Origin of the sequence: Streptococcus sp. 9903, assembly GCF_013276625.1 — a bacterium.
GTDB lineage: Bacteria > Bacillota > Bacilli > Lactobacillales > Streptococcaceae > Streptococcus.
This window is the reverse complement of sequence record NZ_VMLI01000001.1, coordinates 1-20,375: the sequence shown is the minus strand read 5'-3', so window position 1 is coordinate 20,375 and position 20,375 is coordinate 1. Positions and strand designations below refer to the sequence as shown.

Annotated in this window: 15 protein-coding genes; 6 read left to right on the top strand and 9 right to left on the bottom strand. The window is 37.2% G+C overall.

What is annotated here, in order from left to right:
• Positions 1-39: 39 nt before the first annotated feature.
• Genes HT696_RS10835 through HT696_RS00065 form a run of 3 tightly spaced genes read left to right on the top strand, consistent with a single transcriptional unit; the run spans position 40 to position 1,889 of the window.
• Positions 40-171, top strand: a complete 132-nt coding sequence (locus HT696_RS10835; RefSeq protein ID WP_000268685.1) for an SPJ_0845 family protein — start codon at positions 40-42, stop codon at positions 169-171.
• Positions 172-1,077, top strand: coding sequence for a permease (locus tag HT696_RS00070; RefSeq protein WP_173217521.1), 906 nt, complete (start codon positions 172-174; stop codon positions 1,075-1,077).
• A complete protein-coding gene (locus HT696_RS00065) occupies positions 1,074-1,889 on the top strand; it encodes a TIGR03943 family protein (protein ID WP_173217523.1) in 816 nt (271 codons plus the stop codon). Before HT696_RS00070 ends, HT696_RS00065 begins: the two co-directional genes overlap by 4 nt.
• 155 nt (positions 1,890-2,044) lie before the next feature.
• On the opposite strand, the gene HT696_RS00060 is transcribed toward HT696_RS00065, so the two are convergent.
• From HT696_RS00060 to HT696_RS00045, 4 genes are all read right to left on the bottom strand, one after another.
• Positions 2,045-2,356, bottom strand: a complete 312-nt coding sequence (locus HT696_RS00060) for a hypothetical protein (protein ID WP_050252936.1) — start codon at positions 2,354-2,356, stop codon at positions 2,045-2,047.
• 139 nt (positions 2,357-2,495) lie between these two features.
• Positions 2,496-4,283 (bottom strand): P-loop NTPase fold protein, encoded by a 1,788-nt coding sequence (locus HT696_RS00055; protein WP_050252937.1) that lies wholly within the window; start codon positions 4,281-4,283, stop codon positions 2,496-2,498.
• Positions 4,284-4,375: 92 nt separating this feature from the next.
• Positions 4,376-4,591 (bottom strand): hypothetical protein, encoded by a 216-nt coding sequence (locus tag HT696_RS00050; RefSeq protein ID WP_173262360.1) that lies wholly within the window; start codon positions 4,589-4,591, stop codon positions 4,376-4,378.
• Positions 4,592-4,603: 12 nt separating this feature from the next.
• The gene (locus HT696_RS00045) at positions 4,604-5,476 is read right to left on the bottom strand and encodes a DUF4300 family protein (protein ID WP_173262363.1); all 873 of its coding nucleotides are present in this window, start codon (positions 5,474-5,476) and stop codon (positions 4,604-4,606) included.
• A 661-nt stretch (positions 5,477-6,137) separates the two neighbouring features.
• On the opposite strand from HT696_RS00045, the gene HT696_RS10590 reads away from it, so the two are divergent.
• Positions 6,138-6,455: a S24 family peptidase gene (locus HT696_RS10590; RefSeq protein WP_240150229.1), complete on the top strand. Its 318-nt coding sequence runs from the start codon at positions 6,138-6,140 to the stop codon at positions 6,453-6,455.
• A gap of 569 nt (positions 6,456-7,024) precedes the next feature.
• Here the strand turns inward: HT696_RS10590 and pyk are convergent.
• The 3 genes from pyk to HT696_RS00025 form a co-directional block, all read right to left on the bottom strand.
• Positions 7,025-8,530: a pyruvate kinase gene (pyk, locus tag HT696_RS00035; protein WP_050224194.1), complete on the bottom strand. Its 1,506-nt coding sequence runs from the start codon at positions 8,528-8,530 to the stop codon at positions 7,025-7,027.
• 58 nt (positions 8,531-8,588) lie between these two features.
• Positions 8,589-9,596: a 6-phosphofructokinase gene (pfkA, locus tag HT696_RS00030; protein ID WP_000820871.1), complete on the bottom strand. Its 1,008-nt coding sequence runs from the start codon at positions 9,594-9,596 to the stop codon at positions 8,589-8,591.
• Between the two features lie 81 nt (positions 9,597-9,677).
• The gene (locus HT696_RS00025) at positions 9,678-12,779 is read right to left on the bottom strand and encodes a DNA polymerase III subunit alpha (RefSeq protein ID WP_173253396.1); all 3,102 of its coding nucleotides are present in this window, start codon (positions 12,777-12,779) and stop codon (positions 9,678-9,680) included.
• Between the two features lie 345 nt (positions 12,780-13,124).
• Here HT696_RS00025 and HT696_RS00020 point away from each other — a divergent pair, with 345 nt between their 5' ends.
• Positions 13,125-15,398: a Xaa-Pro dipeptidyl-peptidase gene (locus HT696_RS00020; RefSeq protein WP_173253395.1), complete on the top strand. Its 2,274-nt coding sequence runs from the start codon at positions 13,125-13,127 to the stop codon at positions 15,396-15,398.
• An 18-nt stretch (positions 15,399-15,416) separates the two neighbouring features.
• On the top strand, positions 15,417-15,887 hold the full coding sequence (locus HT696_RS00015) for an arginine repressor (protein ID WP_173253394.1): 471 nt from the start codon (positions 15,417-15,419) through the stop codon (positions 15,885-15,887).
• Positions 15,888-16,406: 519 nt separating this feature from the next.
• Here HT696_RS00015 and HT696_RS00010 read toward each other — a convergent pair.
• Positions 16,407-19,757, bottom strand: a complete 3,351-nt coding sequence (locus HT696_RS00010; protein ID WP_173253392.1) for a DEAD/DEAH box helicase family protein — start codon at positions 19,755-19,757, stop codon at positions 16,407-16,409.
• A gap of 29 nt (positions 19,758-19,786) precedes the next feature.
• On the bottom strand, positions 19,787-20,375 hold a 589-nt coding region (locus HT696_RS10585), incomplete at its 5' end, for a restriction endonuclease subunit S (protein ID WP_173282995.1).

Below are 20,375 nucleotides of genomic sequence, written 5' to 3'. Positions count from 1 at the left end.
TAGTATAATAGAGGTAGAATTTAGAATCGAGGTACACCTATGGCTGTAAAATTTACAAAACGAGACGACTTGGACAAGATGTTTGAAGAGTTTGCTAAACTCCCTGATTTGAAACAAGTCACTTTCCCTGATGACAAAGAGAAAAAAGCCAAAGCAGAAAAGAAAAACTAGATGACTGCTTTCCAACAACTCCCATCTAGTGTGCTTCAAACTGGAGCCATTTTTCTCTCCATTATCATTGAAGCCCTTCCCTTCGTTCTGATAGGAAGCATTGTCTCAGGGCTGATTGAGGTTTATATCACACCTAACAAGGTTTATCATTTTCTCCCTCGAAATCGTTGGGGGAGAATCTTTTTTGGGACCTTTGTCGGTATACTTTTCCCTTCTTGTGAATGTGGAATCGTCCCCATTATCAATCGTTTTCTGGAAAAGAAAGTTCCCAGTTACACGGCTGTTCCCTTTCTCGTAACAGCACCTGTCATCAATCCCATTGTTCTTTTTGCGACCTATTCTGCCTTTGGTAATTCCTTCCACATCGCCCTGTTACGAGCTCTGGGTTCCATCGTTGTGGCTGTAATACTAGGAATTTTTCTGGGATTTTTCTGGCAAGAACCGATTCAGAAAGAAAATCGGTTGGCCTGTCATGAGCATGATTTTTCTCACTTAAGCCCTGCAAAAAAGGTTTTTCAGGTTTTTGTGCAAGCAATTGATGAATTTTTTGATACGGGACGTTATTTGGTATTCGGCTGTCTCTTTGCCTCTGTTATACAGGTCTATGTTCCGACACGGATTCTGACCTCTATCAGTGCGACCCCTCTTTTTGCCATCTTGCTCTTGATGCTTTTGGCCTTTCTTCTGTCGCTCTGTAGTGAGGCGGATGCCTTTATCGGTGCCTCTCTTCTCTCGAGTTTCGGTTTGGCACCAGTTCTGGCCTTTCTGGTGATTGGTCCAATGCTGGATATCAAAAATATTCTCATGATGAAAAATTACTTGAAAGCACGATTTATCAGTCACTTCATTACGATTGTAACTCTTGTCGTCTTAGTCTATTCTCTCTTGATTGGAGTCATCCTATGATTCGATTTTTAGTTTTAGCTGGCTATTTTGAACTGACCATTTATCTCCATCTGTCGGGCAAATTAAACCAGTACATCAACATGCACTATTCCTATCTGGCCTATATCTCCATGGTGCTTTCCTTTATTTTGGCAATTGTTCAACTGTATATCTGGATGAAGCAAGTCAAAACCCACAGTCATCTGAACAGCCGATTGGCCAAGATGACGAGTCTTGCTCTTCTGGCTATTCCACTTGTCATCGGCTTAACTTTCCCAACTGTTAGCTTGGATTCCCAGACCGTTTCAGCCAAAGGCTATCATTTCCCCCTATCGGAAGGAACGGATCTGGCCATTCAGACAAGTGAAGGGACGACAAGCCAATATTTGAAACCAGATACCAGTTCTTATTTCTCAAAAACAGCCTATGAAAAGGAGATGCGAACGACGGCGGATAAATACTTGTCCCAGGATAACATTCAGATTACCAACGAAAACTATATGGAAGTCATGGAGGCTATCTACGACTATCCAGATGAGTTTGAGGGCAAGACGGTCCAATTCACAGGCTTTGTCTATAATGACCCCAGTCATGCCAATAGTCAATTTCTGTTCCGCTTCGGCATTATTCACTGTATCGCAGATTCTGGTGTCTATGGATTACTGACCAAGGGAAATACCCGTCAATATGAAAATAATACTTGGATAACAGCCAAGGGAAAACTGGTCAATCACTACCATAAAGAACTCAAACAAAACCTTCCAACCTTGGAAATCGAAAGCTTTACCAAAGTCGATAAACCAGAAAATCCCTATGTTTATCGAGCTTTTTAAGAAAATCAAGATAAAAACGAACAAGTTCTCTTCTGAATAACAGAAAAAGAGCCTGTTCGTTTTTTGTTGAGTATTGTATAGTAGAATATAAATTGCGATTTTTAAAATGATATATAACTAGTGAACAATTCACAAATCAAATACATTTTCATTCTCTACTTAATACTATGCTTATTCATCTTTTGTTCAAAAATAGTTGTGATAATCTGACGTAGTTCTTCTCGTTCTTTTTCTGGGATTTCACCACTTGTTTGAGCTGCAGCGTAAAGCTCAGGGTGTTCAACTGAAATGCGTTTAATCGTACGTGTCGTAGCATGTTTTCTGACGAAAAATGGGATTCGCTTAATCAAGTCTTGTGGGACAAGCGCAAGAATCTTCTCAGCAGTTTCCTTGTCACTAATCTTAGACGTCGTCAGCCCATTCTTTATCATTTCCTGTTCTTTTTCTGTAAAATCTTTTAATTCCATCTGATTAGTCCTCCTATTTTCTCTAAATTAAATTATATACTAATACAGATGAAACTACAAAGAATAAACTTTAAGAAATCTTCTCACTGATAAGATTTTAGCATTTAGTCAACTAATAAAAGTAAAATTCACTAAAAAGTTAAATATAATTTTTTACATTTTCCAAGAGCTTAAAAAAATCATTTATAAAAGTTTTTTCAAATTCGTCATACTTTTGAGGATTCTCTCGTAACATTTTAGCGTTAAAATGTTTATAAGTATTTCTATTTATCTTTCCTACTAGTTTCTTATCAACATAAATTTGTATACCATCATTATTTATATTTCCATAAGTATCACCCGATATATAAATAGAATTTGATTTATTATTTCGGGAATAGATATTTAAGCCTTGTCCTTTCCCTTGTGTTAATCTAACAACATTATATTCATTAGCTATTTTTATAAAATCTAATGAAATTGACATTTCGCGTTCTTCCTTATTCTCTTTTCCAAAATACTCTGGTTTTGAAAGGTCGAAATGATTAGTATTAACCAGTGTATTAAATAATTTACGAATAACGAACTGAACATCTTCATTCGGTGAATGATTTTGAGTTGATGTTTTATCTATATCTAAGTTTCCAGTTGAAATTGTACTTGAAGAACTCATTTTTTTCATCAAATTCTCGAACTCTTCAACTTCTAATTTATCAACATTATATCTAAGTAATAATTTCAAAGTATTAAAAAATTTTCTGAAAGATTCTAATTCCTTTTGGTTTTTAAAACTAAAGATACCATAACGAAATACAAGAGAATTATAATCAGCATCATCAGGTATTTCAAATGAATTTTCAAGTAAATCAATAAGAAAATATTTTGTTTCTTCCGAATCTTCTGGACTATTGTTATATGAAGTTAATAAATAGTCATAAGCTTCATTAAAGCGTAATTGAAAACATACTGTAGATATGATTAGTAATTTATCATCATTGTCTAACTCATTATTTGGATTTATAATATGCATCAAGAGACTAACAGAATTGAATAATCTGTTAATACTGCGAGGATTATTTCCTATTGAATCTCTAATTAATTGAGTTATATTCTTTGTAACATCATTATCAAAAGAAAAATTAATTTTTTTCAAAGATACATTAACAAAGTTCTCCATATGATAATTTGCTACCGGTACAGTAAAAGGTACTTGAATTATTTTCTCAAAAAAAGCTTTTCCTTTTTCATTGTCCAAATCATCACCATACTTACTTTTTGTTCCTCTTAAAACAACATTATAATCAATAGCTAAAACAAAGACACAATTTCTACAATCTAAGAAAAGTTTTAAAATTTCTAGGAATTCAATCGCTTTTTGAGGGAATAATCTGTCAAGGTCATCTATGAAAATTACTATCTTTTCATAATTATTTTCTTTGACAGACTCATCAATCATATTTTGTAGATTTTGTTTTAGATTTTTTAGGTTATTAGATTTCTCTTCATTGCTTATAAATTTTAGAAGTTGATTATTAATTTTTTCAATATTTAAGAGACCAAAATCTAGTTTAAGATATTCCATACTTTTTGTAATAACTGCCAAAGATTTTTTTAAGTTTTCTATTTTATTTACATCAGTTACTTCTAATTCATCAATTAAATCTGTGATTAACGTGACTGCTAAATTCTTATCCATATCAAATTGTGAATATTGCCAAGTATTAAAAAAGATTGTTTTAATTTTTCCTTTTGAATTATTGAAAGAATTTTCTTTAAGTTTTTCCTCGACCTGATACATAATACTAGTTTTTCCAGTTCCCCAATCACCTTGAATAGCCAGTGTTAAAGGAGTCTCACATCCTGAAATAAAATTTGATAATCCAATAATATATTCGTCAATCTTAAATTCATCTTTTACTGTTGGAACATCTGAAAATGAATTGTACATATAATTTCCTTTCAAAATATTTTATTTATAGTTTATTAAATTTAGAATAACATTCAATTTATTTTGTGTTAATGACATTAAATTTTAAGGTTCTAAAAAGCAATGATTGTTAGAGATATTTTACAAAACATCTTATCTTCCTCCTCAGTCACTTCCCATAGTTCTGATTGACAGCCATTCCCATCAATATCGTATCTTTGGATATAGCCAATAAATGTTTCATTTTTTCGTGGTTTCTGGCTATTAACGATTGAAATAACCCACCAACTCATCAAAAATAGAAATAAAAGTCCTAGGATTACTGTCATATCATACCACCATTAAAGTTTAACCCACTTATTATTATCCATGATAAAAGGCTTAGCCAGTCCCTCGCCTGTATAGTCCGCATACTTGGTGCCTAAATACTTGTAACAATCTTCCTTGCTGGCAAATTTAATCGCTTGGTAGGGCTCTTCGAAAGTCAATTTCTCTACAAATAAGAAACCGTCATCAGCAGGTACTAAGACGCCAACGTGTCCAATAAACAGATACTCGCCATCCAGATTATCGTGCAAAACTACAGACAGCATTCGAGCTTTGTCGTTGAATTGAAATTGTGAGAAGAATGTTTCCATCTTTTCAACGTGAACCTTGACATCTGTAGTTGCCTCAGTTGGAACTCTCGAAAATAGAATATCAAACTCTTCCTTATCTTTGGAATCCAAGACCTTTCCTTTATCAATCGCATCATTATCTAGGAAAAGCAACTGGTCATTCTTTTCAAGCTTTGGAATGGTGACTGAATTTTTCAAAAGGGCATAACTGTTAATACGGCAGTTGGTTCCAACAAAATCACCCTTCTTTTGATTCCAGAGATGACTGATTTTTTCAACATCGTATTCGGTGTGAGTAAAGGAAGTGAAATCTCCTGATAAGCCAGTTGATCCGACAATGGTATTGTAATCATTAACGAGATTAAAAAAGGTATCAACACTTTTTGGATCCAAATGGGCTGATAAGAGAGATTTGACCTCTTCTGTACTTACCTGATTGTTTAGGTTGGTGTATGAAGCTTTCCATGGCACTTTCGTTGAACTACTTTGCCTTTGACTCGTCCCATTCGAAATTGTAGCATCTTGTTGACAAGCAGCCAAGCCTAAAAACAAGATTGAACAGATTCCTAGTGTAGCTAATTTTCTTGATTTCTTCATCTTTTTCTCCTAAATGTCTTGGATTAAAGTTTCTTTAACTACTGCTTTACAGATATTGATTACTTTCTCATTTAATATGTTCATCGTCTTTCTCTCTGATTTGTTTTTTTGTTATTTCCTTAAACTTGATTTAATTATAGTAGGCGTTTCGTGCTCTGTCAACAAATTTTTTATGAAAACACAACAAAGTTTTCATTTTCTTGGATTTCGTGTGATGGTTTACTTATAAAAACAGAAAGCGGTTTTATTCGTGGATAAAGAAGAGATGGCGATTGTTACAGGCTAAAAATAAAACAATATAGACTAGTAAATAGTTGGACTCAATAATAATTGGGTACTAAGATAGGTATAAATAAAAACGCCATTGGAGATTATGAAAAAAGGTTAGGTCTACTAAGAAAAATACTATATTTGACTTAGCTAAAGTATTCAGTAGCTTGATTGATGCCCTCTTTCCTCCAGTTCAAAAGGATTCTCCTAGCGATATCCAATCTATCTACGATCAACTGGCACCACCCAGACAAGGTAAAGTCCTGACCTATGCCGAGAGGCAACTGTATGAGCAGAAAAACGAAGTATCGTAAAAATCATCAGACTGGACGACTATAGACAGACTACTTACTATCGTGTTAGGTAGTTTATCTCTGCAGGTAGCCGCTCGATGCAGGACGACGATTTAGATATGGAGTTCCCATTCTATGAGGATGAAATCCCAGACGACTACGACGCAATCGCTTATGTCGTCAGCAAGTCCATGGAGCCAAATATAAGAAACGGCGACTACCTATTTATCAAGAATCCCCCACAGATTGACTATAATACCATCGGCATCTTCCAAGTAGACGGTGCTAACTATGTCAAGAAACTCCGCCAAGGCTACCTCAAAAAACTCAATCCCGAATACCCCGACATCCACCTAGACGAAAGCACCCATATTCGTACCATCGGGAAAGTTGTCAGGCTGTATAGGGAGAATTAAAAAGGGGGAGAATGGCGATATAAAACAAACAGATTTTAAAAGATTCGAAAAAGTTCATTCTACATTTCAAAAAAAGAATAAGTGAGCTAAAGCAGATTAGATTTTGTTAAACACTAGTGATATGTCAATTTAGAGAAAGGGATTTAAGATCACTTTGCAAAATGCAAATACTAAACTAGCGAAACCGATAAATCAGCCCCTTAGTTCCCATATTTTCAGGCATACACTCCTTAGTACACTAGCTGAGAAGAATGCTATAATGGTTAGAGTGAAACACAAAGACGCTAAAACAATAAATAACATCTACACTCACGTAAGTAAAAGAATGGAGCAAGCTGCTTTGGAGGTTTTAAATACCATATCATTAAATCGAAAATATATCAGATCGAATCTAGACAAGTAGATTGCGATTGCTAAAACATTTATAGAAATTCATTTGACTTTCCTAATCAATTTGTGCATATCTTACTTCAATCGATTATGAAAGTTTTGCCTCTTTCTTACCCTCTATACAAAAAAGCCTATCACACAAGCTCTAAAGCTGGATATGATAGGTTTTTATATTTTTCTTAACGTACTGTGCGGATACGCATTGTGTTTGTGCGAACAGCTTCTCCTACTGGTACACCAGCAACGATAACAATATCGTCACCAGATTCTACAAGACCTGCTTCAACTGCTTTACGTTCAGCAATTTCGAACATATCGTCAGTTGAAGATGGAGCATCTGTTAACATTGGGATAACACCCCAGTTCAACATCAAACCACGTTCTGTCAATTCGTCAAATGTCAATGCTAAGATGTCAGCATTTGGACGGTATTTAGAAATCAAACGTGCAGTGTGACCTGTCTTAGTAAGAGTTACAACCAATTTAATGTCCATTGAGTTAGTCGCATCTTTAACAGCTGAAGCCATTACTTCTGTCTTAGAGTTACGTTCGAATGAATCTGAATCCAAACGTCCGTATTCATTAAGAAGAGTTTGAGCATTCTTGTCGATTGTAGCCATTGTAGTTACTGACTCGAGTGGGTATTTACCGTTTGCAGACTCGCCTGATAGCATTGTAGCGTCAGTACCGTCGATAACAGCATTAAATACGTCTGATACTTCTGAACGAGTTGCACGTGGTTTTTCAGTCATTGTTTCAAGCATGTTTGTTGCAGTGATAACAACTTTACCTGCAGCATTGACTTTCTTGATAATCATTTTTTGGTAAACTGGAACCATTTCGAATGGTACTTCGATACCCATGTCACCACGAGCGATCATGATACCATCAGCTGCTTCGATGATTTCATCCAAGTTATCGATACCTTGTTGGTTTTCGATTTTAGCGAACAATTGAACATGTCCGTTTCCAGTTTCTTCACAGATTGCACGAACTTCGTTCACATCTTTTGCAGTACGTACGAATGAAATCGCGATGAAGTTGATACCTTGTTCAAGACCGAAACGGATATCGTCGTTATCGCGTTCAGCAAGAGCTGGGAAAGGAATTTTAGTGTTAGGGATGTTCACACCTTTTTGTTTAGCAATTACGCCATCATTTTCAACTTCAACTTCAAACTCACGAGTTGCGTCATCTTTAGCAACAACACGAAGACCAAGTTTACCATCGTCAACCAAAACTTGACGACCAACTTCAACATCATCATAAATATCAAGAGCACCAGCAACGTTCAATGCAATCACTTCACGAGTTGATTTGATTCCTTGTTTAGTTGCAACACGGATTTTTTCACCAGTTTTGTATGAATATTCTTTAGCTTCACCTTCGAACAATTCTGTACGGATTTCTGGTCCTTTTGTATCAAGAAGGAAACCAACTTTTTTACCTGCAAGTTTTTCAGCAAGTTTAACAGTTGCCATACGCTCACCTTGTTCTTGGTGGTCACCGTGTGAGAAGTTGAAACGGAATGTGTTAGCACCAGCTTCAATCAATTTAGCAATGTTTTTAGCTGAAGCTTCAACATCAAGTTTTTCACCCCAGTATCCGTCATCACCGAATTTTTTACCACCACGGATTTCTACCGCAGGACCCAAAGTTGCAACGATTTTTACACGTTTGTTCATGATTTTTTGTGACTCCTTTATATATATGACCTTTTGGTCTTATTAACTAAATTATGAATTATGACAAGCAATTGTTCAATTGTGACAGGTCAAGATCAGCTTTGTGTGGATTATTTACAATAATCTTACCGTCTGCTGCCAAACTAAACAATGCTCCTTCTTCTGCAGTACCAAGAATTGGGTTTTCAACCATTTTTTCGTTACGAATACCTACCGCAACACCACCGATACCTTTTTTAAGAAGTTTAACGGCATGGGCACCCATACGTGACGCCAATACACGGTCACGCGCAGTTGGAGAACCACCACGTTGAATATGTCCAAGTTCTGTCACACGAAGATCGGTCGTATCTCCTGCTTCTTTCAGTTTTTGAGCAAATTCATCTGCTGACATAACACCCTCTGCCAAAACGATGATATTGTGTCTTTTACCACATTCATAGCCAGCTTTGATACTTGCTACGATATCTTCAATTTTGAAGTCTTCTTCAGGGATGATAATTTCATCAGCACCAGTTGCGATACCAGCCCAAAGAGCGATATCACCAGCGTTACGCCCCATAACTTCGATGACAAAAGTACGACGGTGACTTAATGATGTATCACGAATCTTATCGATAGCGTCCATAGCAGTCGTAACCGCTGTGTCAAAACCGATTGTGAAGTCAGTACCAACGATATCGTTATCAATTGTACCTGGAAGACCGATAGCTGGGAAACCATGCTCAGTCAAACGCATAGCACCGTGGTAAGATCCGTCACCACCGATAACAACTACACCTTCAATGCCGTGTTTTTTCAATTGCTCAATCCCTTTAAGTTGCCCTTCAAGTTGAGCGAACTCTGGGTAACGAGCTGAGTGAAGGAAAGTACCACCACGAGAAATGATGTTTCCTACTGAAGCCGCATTTAAGGGATGAATTTCACCGGCAACCATACCAGCATATCCGTCATAGATACCAAACACTTCCATTCCTTCTGAAATTGCTTGACGAACAACTGCACGGATAGCAGCGTTCATACCAGGGGCGTCTCCACCACTAGTCAAAACAGCAATACGTTTCATATTGGTTATGCTCCTTTTTCTTTTAACATTCTTATTGATTATACCACATTTGATTTTAAAATTCTTCTATTTTCCGTATTTTTAGCGATAAATCGTTTTCATAACGATTTCATTCAACTTCGCTTCTAATTCATTGGATTTAGCTACAAAATGATGGGGAGAAACGATTGTTTTCTGTTCCTCTTCATACCTGATGATGACTGGGATTTGGCCTTTATATTGGTCTAAAATACGTGAAATTTCTTGATCCGAATCATGATTCTTCACCTGTATCCAAAAGCGTTCAGCAACTGCTTCTCTTATTTCTTGTGCAATCATTTGCAGACGGCCATCACGTGACTGGATTTTTCCTTTTATATAGTAGAAGGCTCCCTCTTTTATTTCCTGCCCAACTTGACGATATAAGTCTGAAAAGAGAGTGACATCCAATTTTTTCTTACTGTCATCTACCTGTAAGAAAGCCATATTTTCACCCTTTTTGGTACGAATTACTTTTATTTTCTGAACTTCAACCAAAATAATAGCGTAGCTATTTTCTGATAAATTTCCGATTGGGGTAATCGGGTAAATAGCTTTACTTGCGATAGTTTGTAGGGGATGTTTGCTAACACCTATCCCTAAAAGCTCTTGTTCCATATAGAATTTTTCTTGCTCTGTCCAATCTTCCGATTCCTGCCAACTATAAATAGTATCTCCAAACAAACTTCCTAACTCTTTCACAAATTCAAATAGATTAACTAAATTATTGAATACTTTTTGACGATTTCTTTCAAATAAATCGAAAAGACCAACTTTTACCAAAGGTTCTAGCAGAGGAAGTTTCAGATAATTCTCAGGTAATTTAGCTATAAAATCTTCAATGTTAGAATAGGGTCTGTTTTCAAGAATCCAAAGTGCCAAATCCTTGCTGACTCCCTTAATCGATTTCAATCCTAGATAGATGGACTTGTTGGCAATTTTATCGTGATAGGGAATGGTGTTGATGGACAGAGGCGCCACTTCAAAGCCTGCTTCTAAGGCATCTGTTAAGTAATCACTGTTGGCAGAATTCAACATGACCTGATAAAAAATGGCTGGATAATGCGTTTTGAAATAAGCCAACTGGAAAGCCAAGGCTGAGTATGCATAGGCATGAGATCGGTTAAAACCATAACCTGCAAACTTCTCCATGACATCAAAGACCTGCTCTGCCTTTTCCACAGTATGACCAGCTTCTAATGAACCTTGAATAAAGGAAGCCCTCATCTCATGCATGGCAGAGGCATCCTTTTTCCCCATAGCCCGACGCAAAATATCGGCTTTCCCAAGACTAAATCCAGCAAATCGCTGAGCAACCTGCATAACCTGCTCCTGATAGAGCATGATACCATAGGTTGGAGCCAAAATATCCTCCAGTACTGGATCCAGAACAGTCACTTCTTCCTGCCCATGCTTTCTTGCCACAAAATTATTGATGTAGTCACTAGCACCTGGTCGATTTAGGGAAGTAGTTGCTACGACATCTTCAAAACAAACTGGTTGGACACGCTTGAGCAAGCGAATGGCACCCGGTTGCTCAAATTGAAAGATACCTTTTGTATTTCCAGAGGCAAATAAAGCTAACGTTTCGTTGTCTTCCAAATCTATTTCTTCTATTTTCAGATGAATATCTTCTGTTTCAGCAAGCAATTCTTGCATTTTCTGGACAAAGGTCAAATTTCGTAGTCCCAGAAAGTCCATTTTCAAAAGCCCACTAGCTTCAACTCCATGAGCATCATACTGAGTCAGTGGAATTTCATCACCATGCTTTAGAGGAATGTAGTTGGTCAAATCTTGGTCACTGATTACAACACCAGCTGCATGGACAGAGGTTTGTCTTGGATAGCCCTCAATCTTGCAGGCAATGTCAAAGGCTTTTTGGTATTCTAACTTACTATTGATTTGCTGACGAAACTGGAGATTGCCCTCATAGGCCGACTTAAGATTGTCCCGAAAACTGATTTTCTTGGTAATTGCAGATAATTCATACTCGGGCACACCATAGCGTTTCAAAACATCTCGCAAGGCCTGCTTGGCGCCAAAGGTAGAAAAAGTAACGATTTGCGCCGCATGTTTACTACCGTATTTATTGCCAACATACCTGATAAAATCTGGACGATAAATATCAGGAATATCAATATCAATATCAGGCATGGTATAGCGTTCACGATTGAGGAAACGTTCAAAAATCAGATTTTTCTCTACTGGGTCAATTCCTGTAATGTCCAAGGCATAGGAAACCAAGCTACCAACTGCGGAACCCCGTCCCATGCCCATATAATAACCATTCAAGCGTCCAAAACGCAGCAAATCCCAGACAACCAAGAAATAATCATCAAAACCCATATCATGAATAACAGCCAATTCTTGGTCTAGTCGATCTTGATATTCTTTACTAGACAATCCCTTCTGGGCAAGCCCAAGCTCAGCACGTTCTCTCAACTCTTCTACTGCTGGTCTAGCTGGGTTAAAACGAGGCAGTTTCAAACTAGTATCCAAATCGTAAGAAATACCTGAAATAAGCTTTTCTAAGTTTTCCAAGGCTTGCGGAAATCGTTCTAGGAATAATTTCTCTAAAGAATTTGCTGATATAAAGACATCTTGTCGTGAACGCAAGGGAACTTCTCTGAGCGGTAGGTTTTCTTTAATTGCTGTTAAGACTTGCAGAACTTCTCTATCCCTACTTTCAAAGACATTGACCCGATAGAGGGGTAAGATAGGACGATAAAATTCGCTTACCAGTGTTTCCGGATAAACCCCTATATAGTAATCACAGCCTAGATTTAGTGATTCAAGCTCTTCAAAATAAGGCACAATTACCGCGATATCCTCTAGGTACTGAGACAGGACTGACCAAGTTTTCTCCCCCTGCATCTTGGCTGTTGAAAGCTTCATCAACTGCTGATAGCCCACACTAGATAGAGCTAAAAAGCGCAGATTCACTTCCTGAGCATCCACAAATACAGTCATTTCAAGCCCTAATAAAGGATGAATGCCATATTTTTTTGTAACCTCTAGAAAGTCAAAAGCACCATAAAGATTATCAATATCCATTATAGCCAGATGAGTGTAGCCGAATTCTTTAGCTGCTCTCACATACTTGGTGATTGAAATGACACTCTCCATAAAACTATAGACTGTTTTTGTATCTAGTTGTGCGATCAATTTACACTTCTCCTCTATCCTTCTCACTATATTATACCATTTTCACCTATAAAAGGCTTCTCTTGAGAAAAATTTCATCAGCGTACTAATTTACTTTTTATTCATTTGTGTTTTTGTCATTATTTTTTATATTTATACTATATTATATATAAAATAGAAAACATACAATATAAATCTCCTAGAATTTTTATATTATACCCATTACGTCTATTATTACACTGTTCTCTATATTGAATTTAGCACTTTATTCATTTTTATTGGATTATTTCCTTTTGCAGTTAACAATTCCCTTTCTGCTTTTTTTTTGATATAATAACCTTAACTATCATTCTATATGGAGGTTCTATGCGTTTTAATCAATATAGTTATATCACTTTTCCAAAAGAAAATATCTTATCTGAACTAAAAAAATGTGGCTTTGATTTACAAAACACAGCCAATCCCAAGGAATTACTGGAAACTTTTTTACGTCGCTTCTTTTTCACTTATGAGAACACCGACTATCCACTCTCCTGCTTGGCTATAGACAAAGAAACTAACATATTAACTTTTTTCAAATCTGATAAAGACTTGACAGCAGATATTTTTTATACTGTTACTTTTCAACTTTTAGGCTTTTCTTATTTGGTTGACTTCGAAGACAGTGAAGCTTTTCGTAAAGAGACTGGATTTCCTATTGTATACGATGACTTGATTGAAAATCTCTATCAGTTACTCAATACTCGCACCAAAAAAGGGAATACCCTGATTCATCAACTGGTAAGCGACGGTCTTATCTCTGAGGATAATGACTATCACTACTTTAACGGCAAAAGTTTAGCAACTTTTTCCAGCCATGATGTCATTCGTGAAGTCGTTTACGTTGAGTCTCGTGTCGATACTGACCAAAAAGGTCTTCCAGACTTAGTCAAGGTCAGCATTATTCGTCCTCGTTTTGATGGAAAAATCCCTGCCATCATGACAGCCAGCCCTTATCATCAGGGAACAAATGACAAGGCAAGCGATAAGGCTCTCTACAAGATGGAGGGCGAGCTTGAGGTAAAGCCTGCTCATAAGATTGAACTAGAGGAACCTCAACTCAATCTCGTCCAACCCCAAGGCCAAGCTGAGCTTGTGTCGGAAGCTGAGGAAAAGCTAAGCCACATCAACTCTAGCTATACTCTTAATGACTATTTCCTTCCACGAGGTTTTGCCAATCTCTATGTGTCAGGTATTGGTACCAAAGACTCTACTGGTTTCATGACTAATGGAGACTACCAGCAAATCGAGGCTTATAAAAATGTCATCGATTGGCTTAATGGCCGTTGCCGTGCCTTTACTGACCACACGCGCCAACGTCAAGTCAAAGCTGACTGGTCAAACGGAAAAGTTGCCACAACTGGACTTTCCTATCTTGGAACTATGTCCAATGGGCTTGCGACTACAGGCGTCGATGGTTTAGAAGTAATCATTGCTGAGGCTGGCATTTCTTCATGGTACAACTACTACCGTGAAAACGGTCTGGTAACTAGTCCAGGCGGTTATCCCGGTGAGGACTTTGACTCCCTTGCTGAGTTAACCTATTCTCGTAATCTCTTGGCTGGCGACTATATCCGTGGCAATGAAGCTCACCAAGCTGACTTAGAAAAAGTAAAGGAACAACTAGATCGCAAGACCGGCGACTATAACCAGTTTTGGCATGATCGCAACTATCTGCTCAATGCCCATAATGTAAAAGCAGAGGTTGTCTTTACCCACGGTTCACAGGATTGGAATGTCAAACCACTTCATGTTTACCAGATGTTCCATGCCCTTCCTAATCATATAAACAAGCACCTCTTTTTCCATAATGGTGCCCATGTTTATATGAATAACTGGCAGTCCATTGATTTCCGTGAAGCCATGAATGCCTTATTGACTAAAAAATTACTGGGACAAGATACAGATTTCCAACTTCCTACTCTTATCTGGCAGGACAATACAGCTCCACAGACTTGGCTATCACTTGATAACTTCGGTGGGCAAGAAAACTTTGAAACCTTCTCACTTGGGCAAGAAGAGCAAGCTATTCAAAACCAGTACCCAGATAAGGATTTTGAGCGTTATGGTAAGACCTACCAGACCTTCAATACGGAACTCTATCAAGGGAAAGCCAATCAGATTACTATTGACCTGCCTGTGACTAAAGATCTCCACCTGAACGGTCGCGCTCAGCTTAATCTTCGTATCAAATCCAGCACAAACAAGGGGTTCTTATCTGCTCAACTACTGGAACTTGGTCAAAAGAAATACCTACAACCTTATCCAGCTATTTTAAGTGCTAAAACCATTGATAATGGACGCTACCACATGTTGGAAAATCTCTGTGAATTACCATTTAGGCCAGATGCACAACGAGTCGTGACAAAAGGCTACCTTAATTTACAAAATAGAACTGATCTACTGTTAGTAGAGGATATTACTGCAGATGAATGGATGGATGTGCAATTTGAACTGCAACCAACTATTTATAAGCTAAAAGAAGGAGATACTCTTCGTTTAGTCCTCTATACTACTGACTTTGAAATCACAATCCGTGACAATACCGACTACCACTTGACTGTCGACCTCGCTCAGTCCACACTTACAATACCTTACTAAAAAAGGAGTTAAATTATTATGAATAAATCTGAACACCGCCACCAACTCATACGCGCTCTTGTTGCAAAAAACAAGATTCATACACAGGCTGAGTTGCAAGCCCTTCTTGCTGATAACGACATTCAAGTTACCCAGGCAACTCTCTCACGCGACATCAAAAATATGAACCTGTCAAAAGTCCGCGAAGAAGATAACGCTTATTATGTTCTTAATAATGGTTCCATCTCAAAATGGGAAAAACGTTTGGAAAACTATATGGAAGATGCCCTCATCATGTTGCGACCTATTCAGCACCAAGTCCTACTCAAAACTCTTCCTGGTCTAGCACAATCGTTCGCGACAATTATTGATGCTCTTGATTTCCAATATATTATCGCAACCCTTTGTGGTGATGATGTTTGCCTTATCATCTGTGAAGATACAGATGCTGCTCAAAAGTGCTTTGAAGAACTGAAAAAATTCGCCCCACCATTTTTCTTTGAAGAATAATAAATGACTACAACTAACAATTATGCTTTAAAAAAACCTGGTAGAAAGTCTTTAACATCAGAAAACGCATAGTATCAAGTGTTGAAAACCCTTGATACTATGCGTTTTGCTTTATCCTAGGAAGATTTATACTCTTCGAAAATCTCTTCAATCTCCGTCAACATCGCCTTGCCGTGGGTATGGTTACTGACTTCGNNAGTATTTTGAGCAGCCTGCAACTAGTTTCCTAGTTTGATCTTTGATTTTCATTGAGTATTCCTTCATTTTCTCCTGCAATTGAATTCTTGCTCGGCTTTTTGTTTTCTATTTCTTTAAAATCAAAGTAGCTCTTTTGTTAATAACTCGATCAACAAACATCGTGGTACAAGTATCTACTTTGAAATTTATCAGCCACTTAACAACTGATACTGTATTCTAGGAAAACGATGACATTCTTCCTAATAAAACTTCTCATATATAACATAAATTTCTACTCTTTTTAATTTTAAATGAGTCTCAGCATGGCAATCACTTTAGAATTTAAGCCACTTCTCCAGCTCGATTATTGATAAGTTCAATGGTTTGAACAATATTACGAAGTACTGGTAGTTGGTGTTGAAAGAGTAGCTGAACAGATCCATGAGATTTAAACGGCTCTTGCGTTAACACTTTCATCTCTAAGCAACCATTTTCTACAATGTAGTCTACAATCAATTTCACAAATGAAATCTGCCTAGCATTAAGATTCTCATCCGACAAAAATTTAGAAAAAATACGATTAGCAGACTTTCTATCTAAGCCAATAATCTCACGCACCAATCTCGGAATTGCCTTATTTTCATAATGATGTTGGTAGTCTGCTTTACTACCTAATTTTTCCCAGAGCAATTTTTCAAGTGCAAGCATATCATCAGATGTCAACTTTTTATTATGGTATAGCTTAGAAATGGACTCCTCATCCAGATGAGTTTTCAAATAATGCTCAACTTTTTCATTATAAGATCGAAGATCGTTGACCTGCAAAAATGCTGTGGTCTCGTGAACAGTAGAGAGTATACGATCTTCAAAGTTAACATAGTAGGGTTTACGGTCTGTTTTATCCAAAAACTGTAATAAATCTCGAATAGCAAGACGAATTTTTTCCAAATCAGACAAGCTAACTTCTTTCCAAAATTCAGGCTCCTGTACTTTCCTGATAATTTCAGCCTGCTCAAAAACCTGCGGAATATTACCAATAGCAGAAAGAGCTCTAGCCGTCTTCATCACTTGGGAAATATGAACAGCGGAAGATTTAGCTGTCAGTTGCCCCAACTGAATATGAAGCAAGCACAGATCAAATCTCCTCGCCATCTCATCTTCTTTATCTTCATCAAATAAAAGCGGAGAGAGATTTTTTTGAATGGTCTCACTTGTAACAGCAGTTAGATTCTGCCAACTTTCCAATTTCCTATAGCTATAAACTGTATCTAAAACCATACGAACCCTGAAGTCCAACTCATTTAAGCTCTCTATACGACCTTGAAGTTCTGAAACAAGCTCCTGACGGTATGCTCTAGCAAACTGATCTTCTTGGTATTGGAGTCCCTGAAGTTCTCGAATCAAGTCCACTTTGATATTAAATAAACGCTGACTCAACGAAACAATGTGACGCCCCTCTCCATCTCTTGGATCTGCACGAAAATAATCAAAATTGTCCCCATAATCAAATACCAAGAAGTTTTCCTTATCCTGCTCAGGTCCAAATAAATCTTTACATAGACGGGTTCCTCGACCAATCATCTGCCAAAACTTAGTTTTAGAGCGTACTTTCTTGAAGAAGACTAAATTAACAACCTCTGGTACATCAATACCTGTATCTAACATATCGACAGAAATCGCAATTTGAGGATACTTCTCCTTAATTTTAAAATCATCAATCAAGGTCTGATAATGCTTAATACTATAATCAATCACCTGAGCATAGTCGCTCTCTTTTTCAGGATAGCGGTTGTTAAAAATACCTCTGATATATTCCGCATGATCATGATTTTTAGCAAAAATAATAGTTTTACCAATTTCATCACCCGAGGCTGTCTGAATTCCTCTTGTCATGAGTTCATTTAAAACAATTTCTACTGTACTTTTATTGAAAATAAAGGAATTAAACACACTCCCATCAATATCTTTTTCACAGCTATCGTCTTCAAATTTGCTATCAAAATGTTCCTTTTCTTCTTCGGACAAATCATCATAATGTAGACCATCCGTAGGTAGTTTCAGTTTGGTTTCGATAGAATGATAGGCTACTAAATATCCGTCTTTAACAGCCTCTTCCAAATCATATGCATATGTTGGAACACCATTCTCCAAATTAAAGAATCCATAGGTGTTTTTATCTAAATCTTGACGCGGAGTAGCTGTTAAGCCTACAATCCTTGCATCAAAATAATCAAAAATGGACTTGTATTTCTGATAAATAGAACGGTGAGATTCGTCAATTATGATAAGGTCAAAATGCCCAACAGTGAAAGGACGTTGATTTACTTCTTCTTGACCACTAATCGCTCCAATCATAGTCGGATAAGTTGAAAAGACCATGCGACTTGATTGAGCTCCTTCTTTATCTTCTAAGAAGTTACAAACGGAAAGATCTGGGAGTAATTTCCTAAACGAATCATAGGCTTGCTTAACCAAGGAAGTTCTATCGGCTAAGAAGAGAACGTTTTTTACCCAGTTATGACGTGATAAGATATCAACTAGAGAAACTGCTGTACGAGTTTTCCCAGCCCCAGTTGCCATAACCAAAAGTGCCTGTCTACGATGATTAGAGAAAGCTTCACAAACGCTTGCAATCGCATGTTTTTGGTAGTGACGCCCGGAAATATCGTCCCTAATTTTACTAGAAATATCCTCAAGTGGTTTTTGAAGATGACGTCTATCCATCACTAATTGCAATTCTTCTTGAGAGTAAAAGCCTGCAATCTGGCGGCGGTTTGGACCATCAAGTATATAGTGCTTCAAGCCATTTGTAATAAAGCAAATTGGCTGATAGCCGATATATTTCTCCAGAGCTTCAGCATATTCTTTGACCTGTACTTCCCCTACTTCTGGATTGACAGAGGCTTTTTTAGCCTCCACAATCGCTAAAATTTTCCCATTTTTACCATAAAGTACATAGTCACAGTAACCAATTCCTGAACCGTGCTTGAGACCATCAACAGCTATCTCAACACGACAGTTTTCTTCAAATATCCATCCTGCTAGACGGAGATCGATATCAATAAAGAGCTTTCTTGTCTCTGCCTCAGATAATTGATCAATATGGAAAGGCACATCTTGCCGTTGCGCTGCAGTCTCACGTTTTTCAGTATAAGTCTCTTGAACTTCTACGGACTGAGCAGCCATCTGTTCATGAAAATCAGGCAGTTCTGGTAAACTGTCTTGTAACTTTATCATAGATTGTGGAGTTTCTCGGTATTTGATGTTTGCTGAAAGTGGTAAGCACTTCTCATCAAAATAACGCTCCACAAACTCATTGCTGTAACAATAATCGATAAAATTAACAAACTGATACAAATGATGCAAAGCTAAAATAGCTTCTCGTTCCTTAATTTCACCACCATGAGCAGCATGGTTTCCCCACCGAATCAACAGAACTATCTGCTTGTGGAGTTCAGAATCTACGATATCCCTAAAATCATCATCCCATACTAAAGAAGATAGAGTAGCACGATAGGGAGCTTCTAAATATGAATCGTGACTATATATCCAATGGACAGCCTGCTCTAAAGCACGACGCGCCATAAAGGCAGTAGCCACAGTTGATGTAGCAATCATATTCTCAGCTTCAATGCAAGGTTTTGAAAAAGATTCATATTCGTCATTTTTTAAAAGAAAGCTAAAATTTCCCATTTTTTTCTCACTTTAAACAAATAGTTTAGCTATATTATACTAAATTTCAAGCTATTTCTCCACACTTTTATAGCTATCTCACAAGCAAATTGTGATTTGTCGACTTGGGCTACAAAGTCTGCGAACTCATTTTGGAGGGCTAGTGGGGGGAAAATCAGTTCAAAATTTTTAATCAGTTGACCGTTTAAATTAGGTTGATTTCCTCCTCGTCCAAGTTCTCGTAATTCGCTATACCTTAGCATTAATTGATGCCAAATAAAAACTGGATTGTCTATTTTATTTGGAAATATAGCCCCACATGCTTGGTTGCTAGTAGATTCAACTTTGAGGATTGCACTTCTTCCTCTTGTTTGTCCTTGACCATACATAGCAATTAATATTGTATTAACTGGAAAAAGTTTAAGAGATGTATTTTCTAAAGCAAATTTTGTAATTTTTTCCTCAGTTTCCGTAATTTCTCTATTTATTACCTCAGTTGTTTTTACCCAATTAATCGTTCCGCTATCCCAATATAATTTATTATCTCTTGATGGTGTACTTCCACTAGAAACTTCAAATTTTTCACCTATTTTATATTTGGGGAATAATGTAGTATAAAAATCCCCAAACATCTCGTTA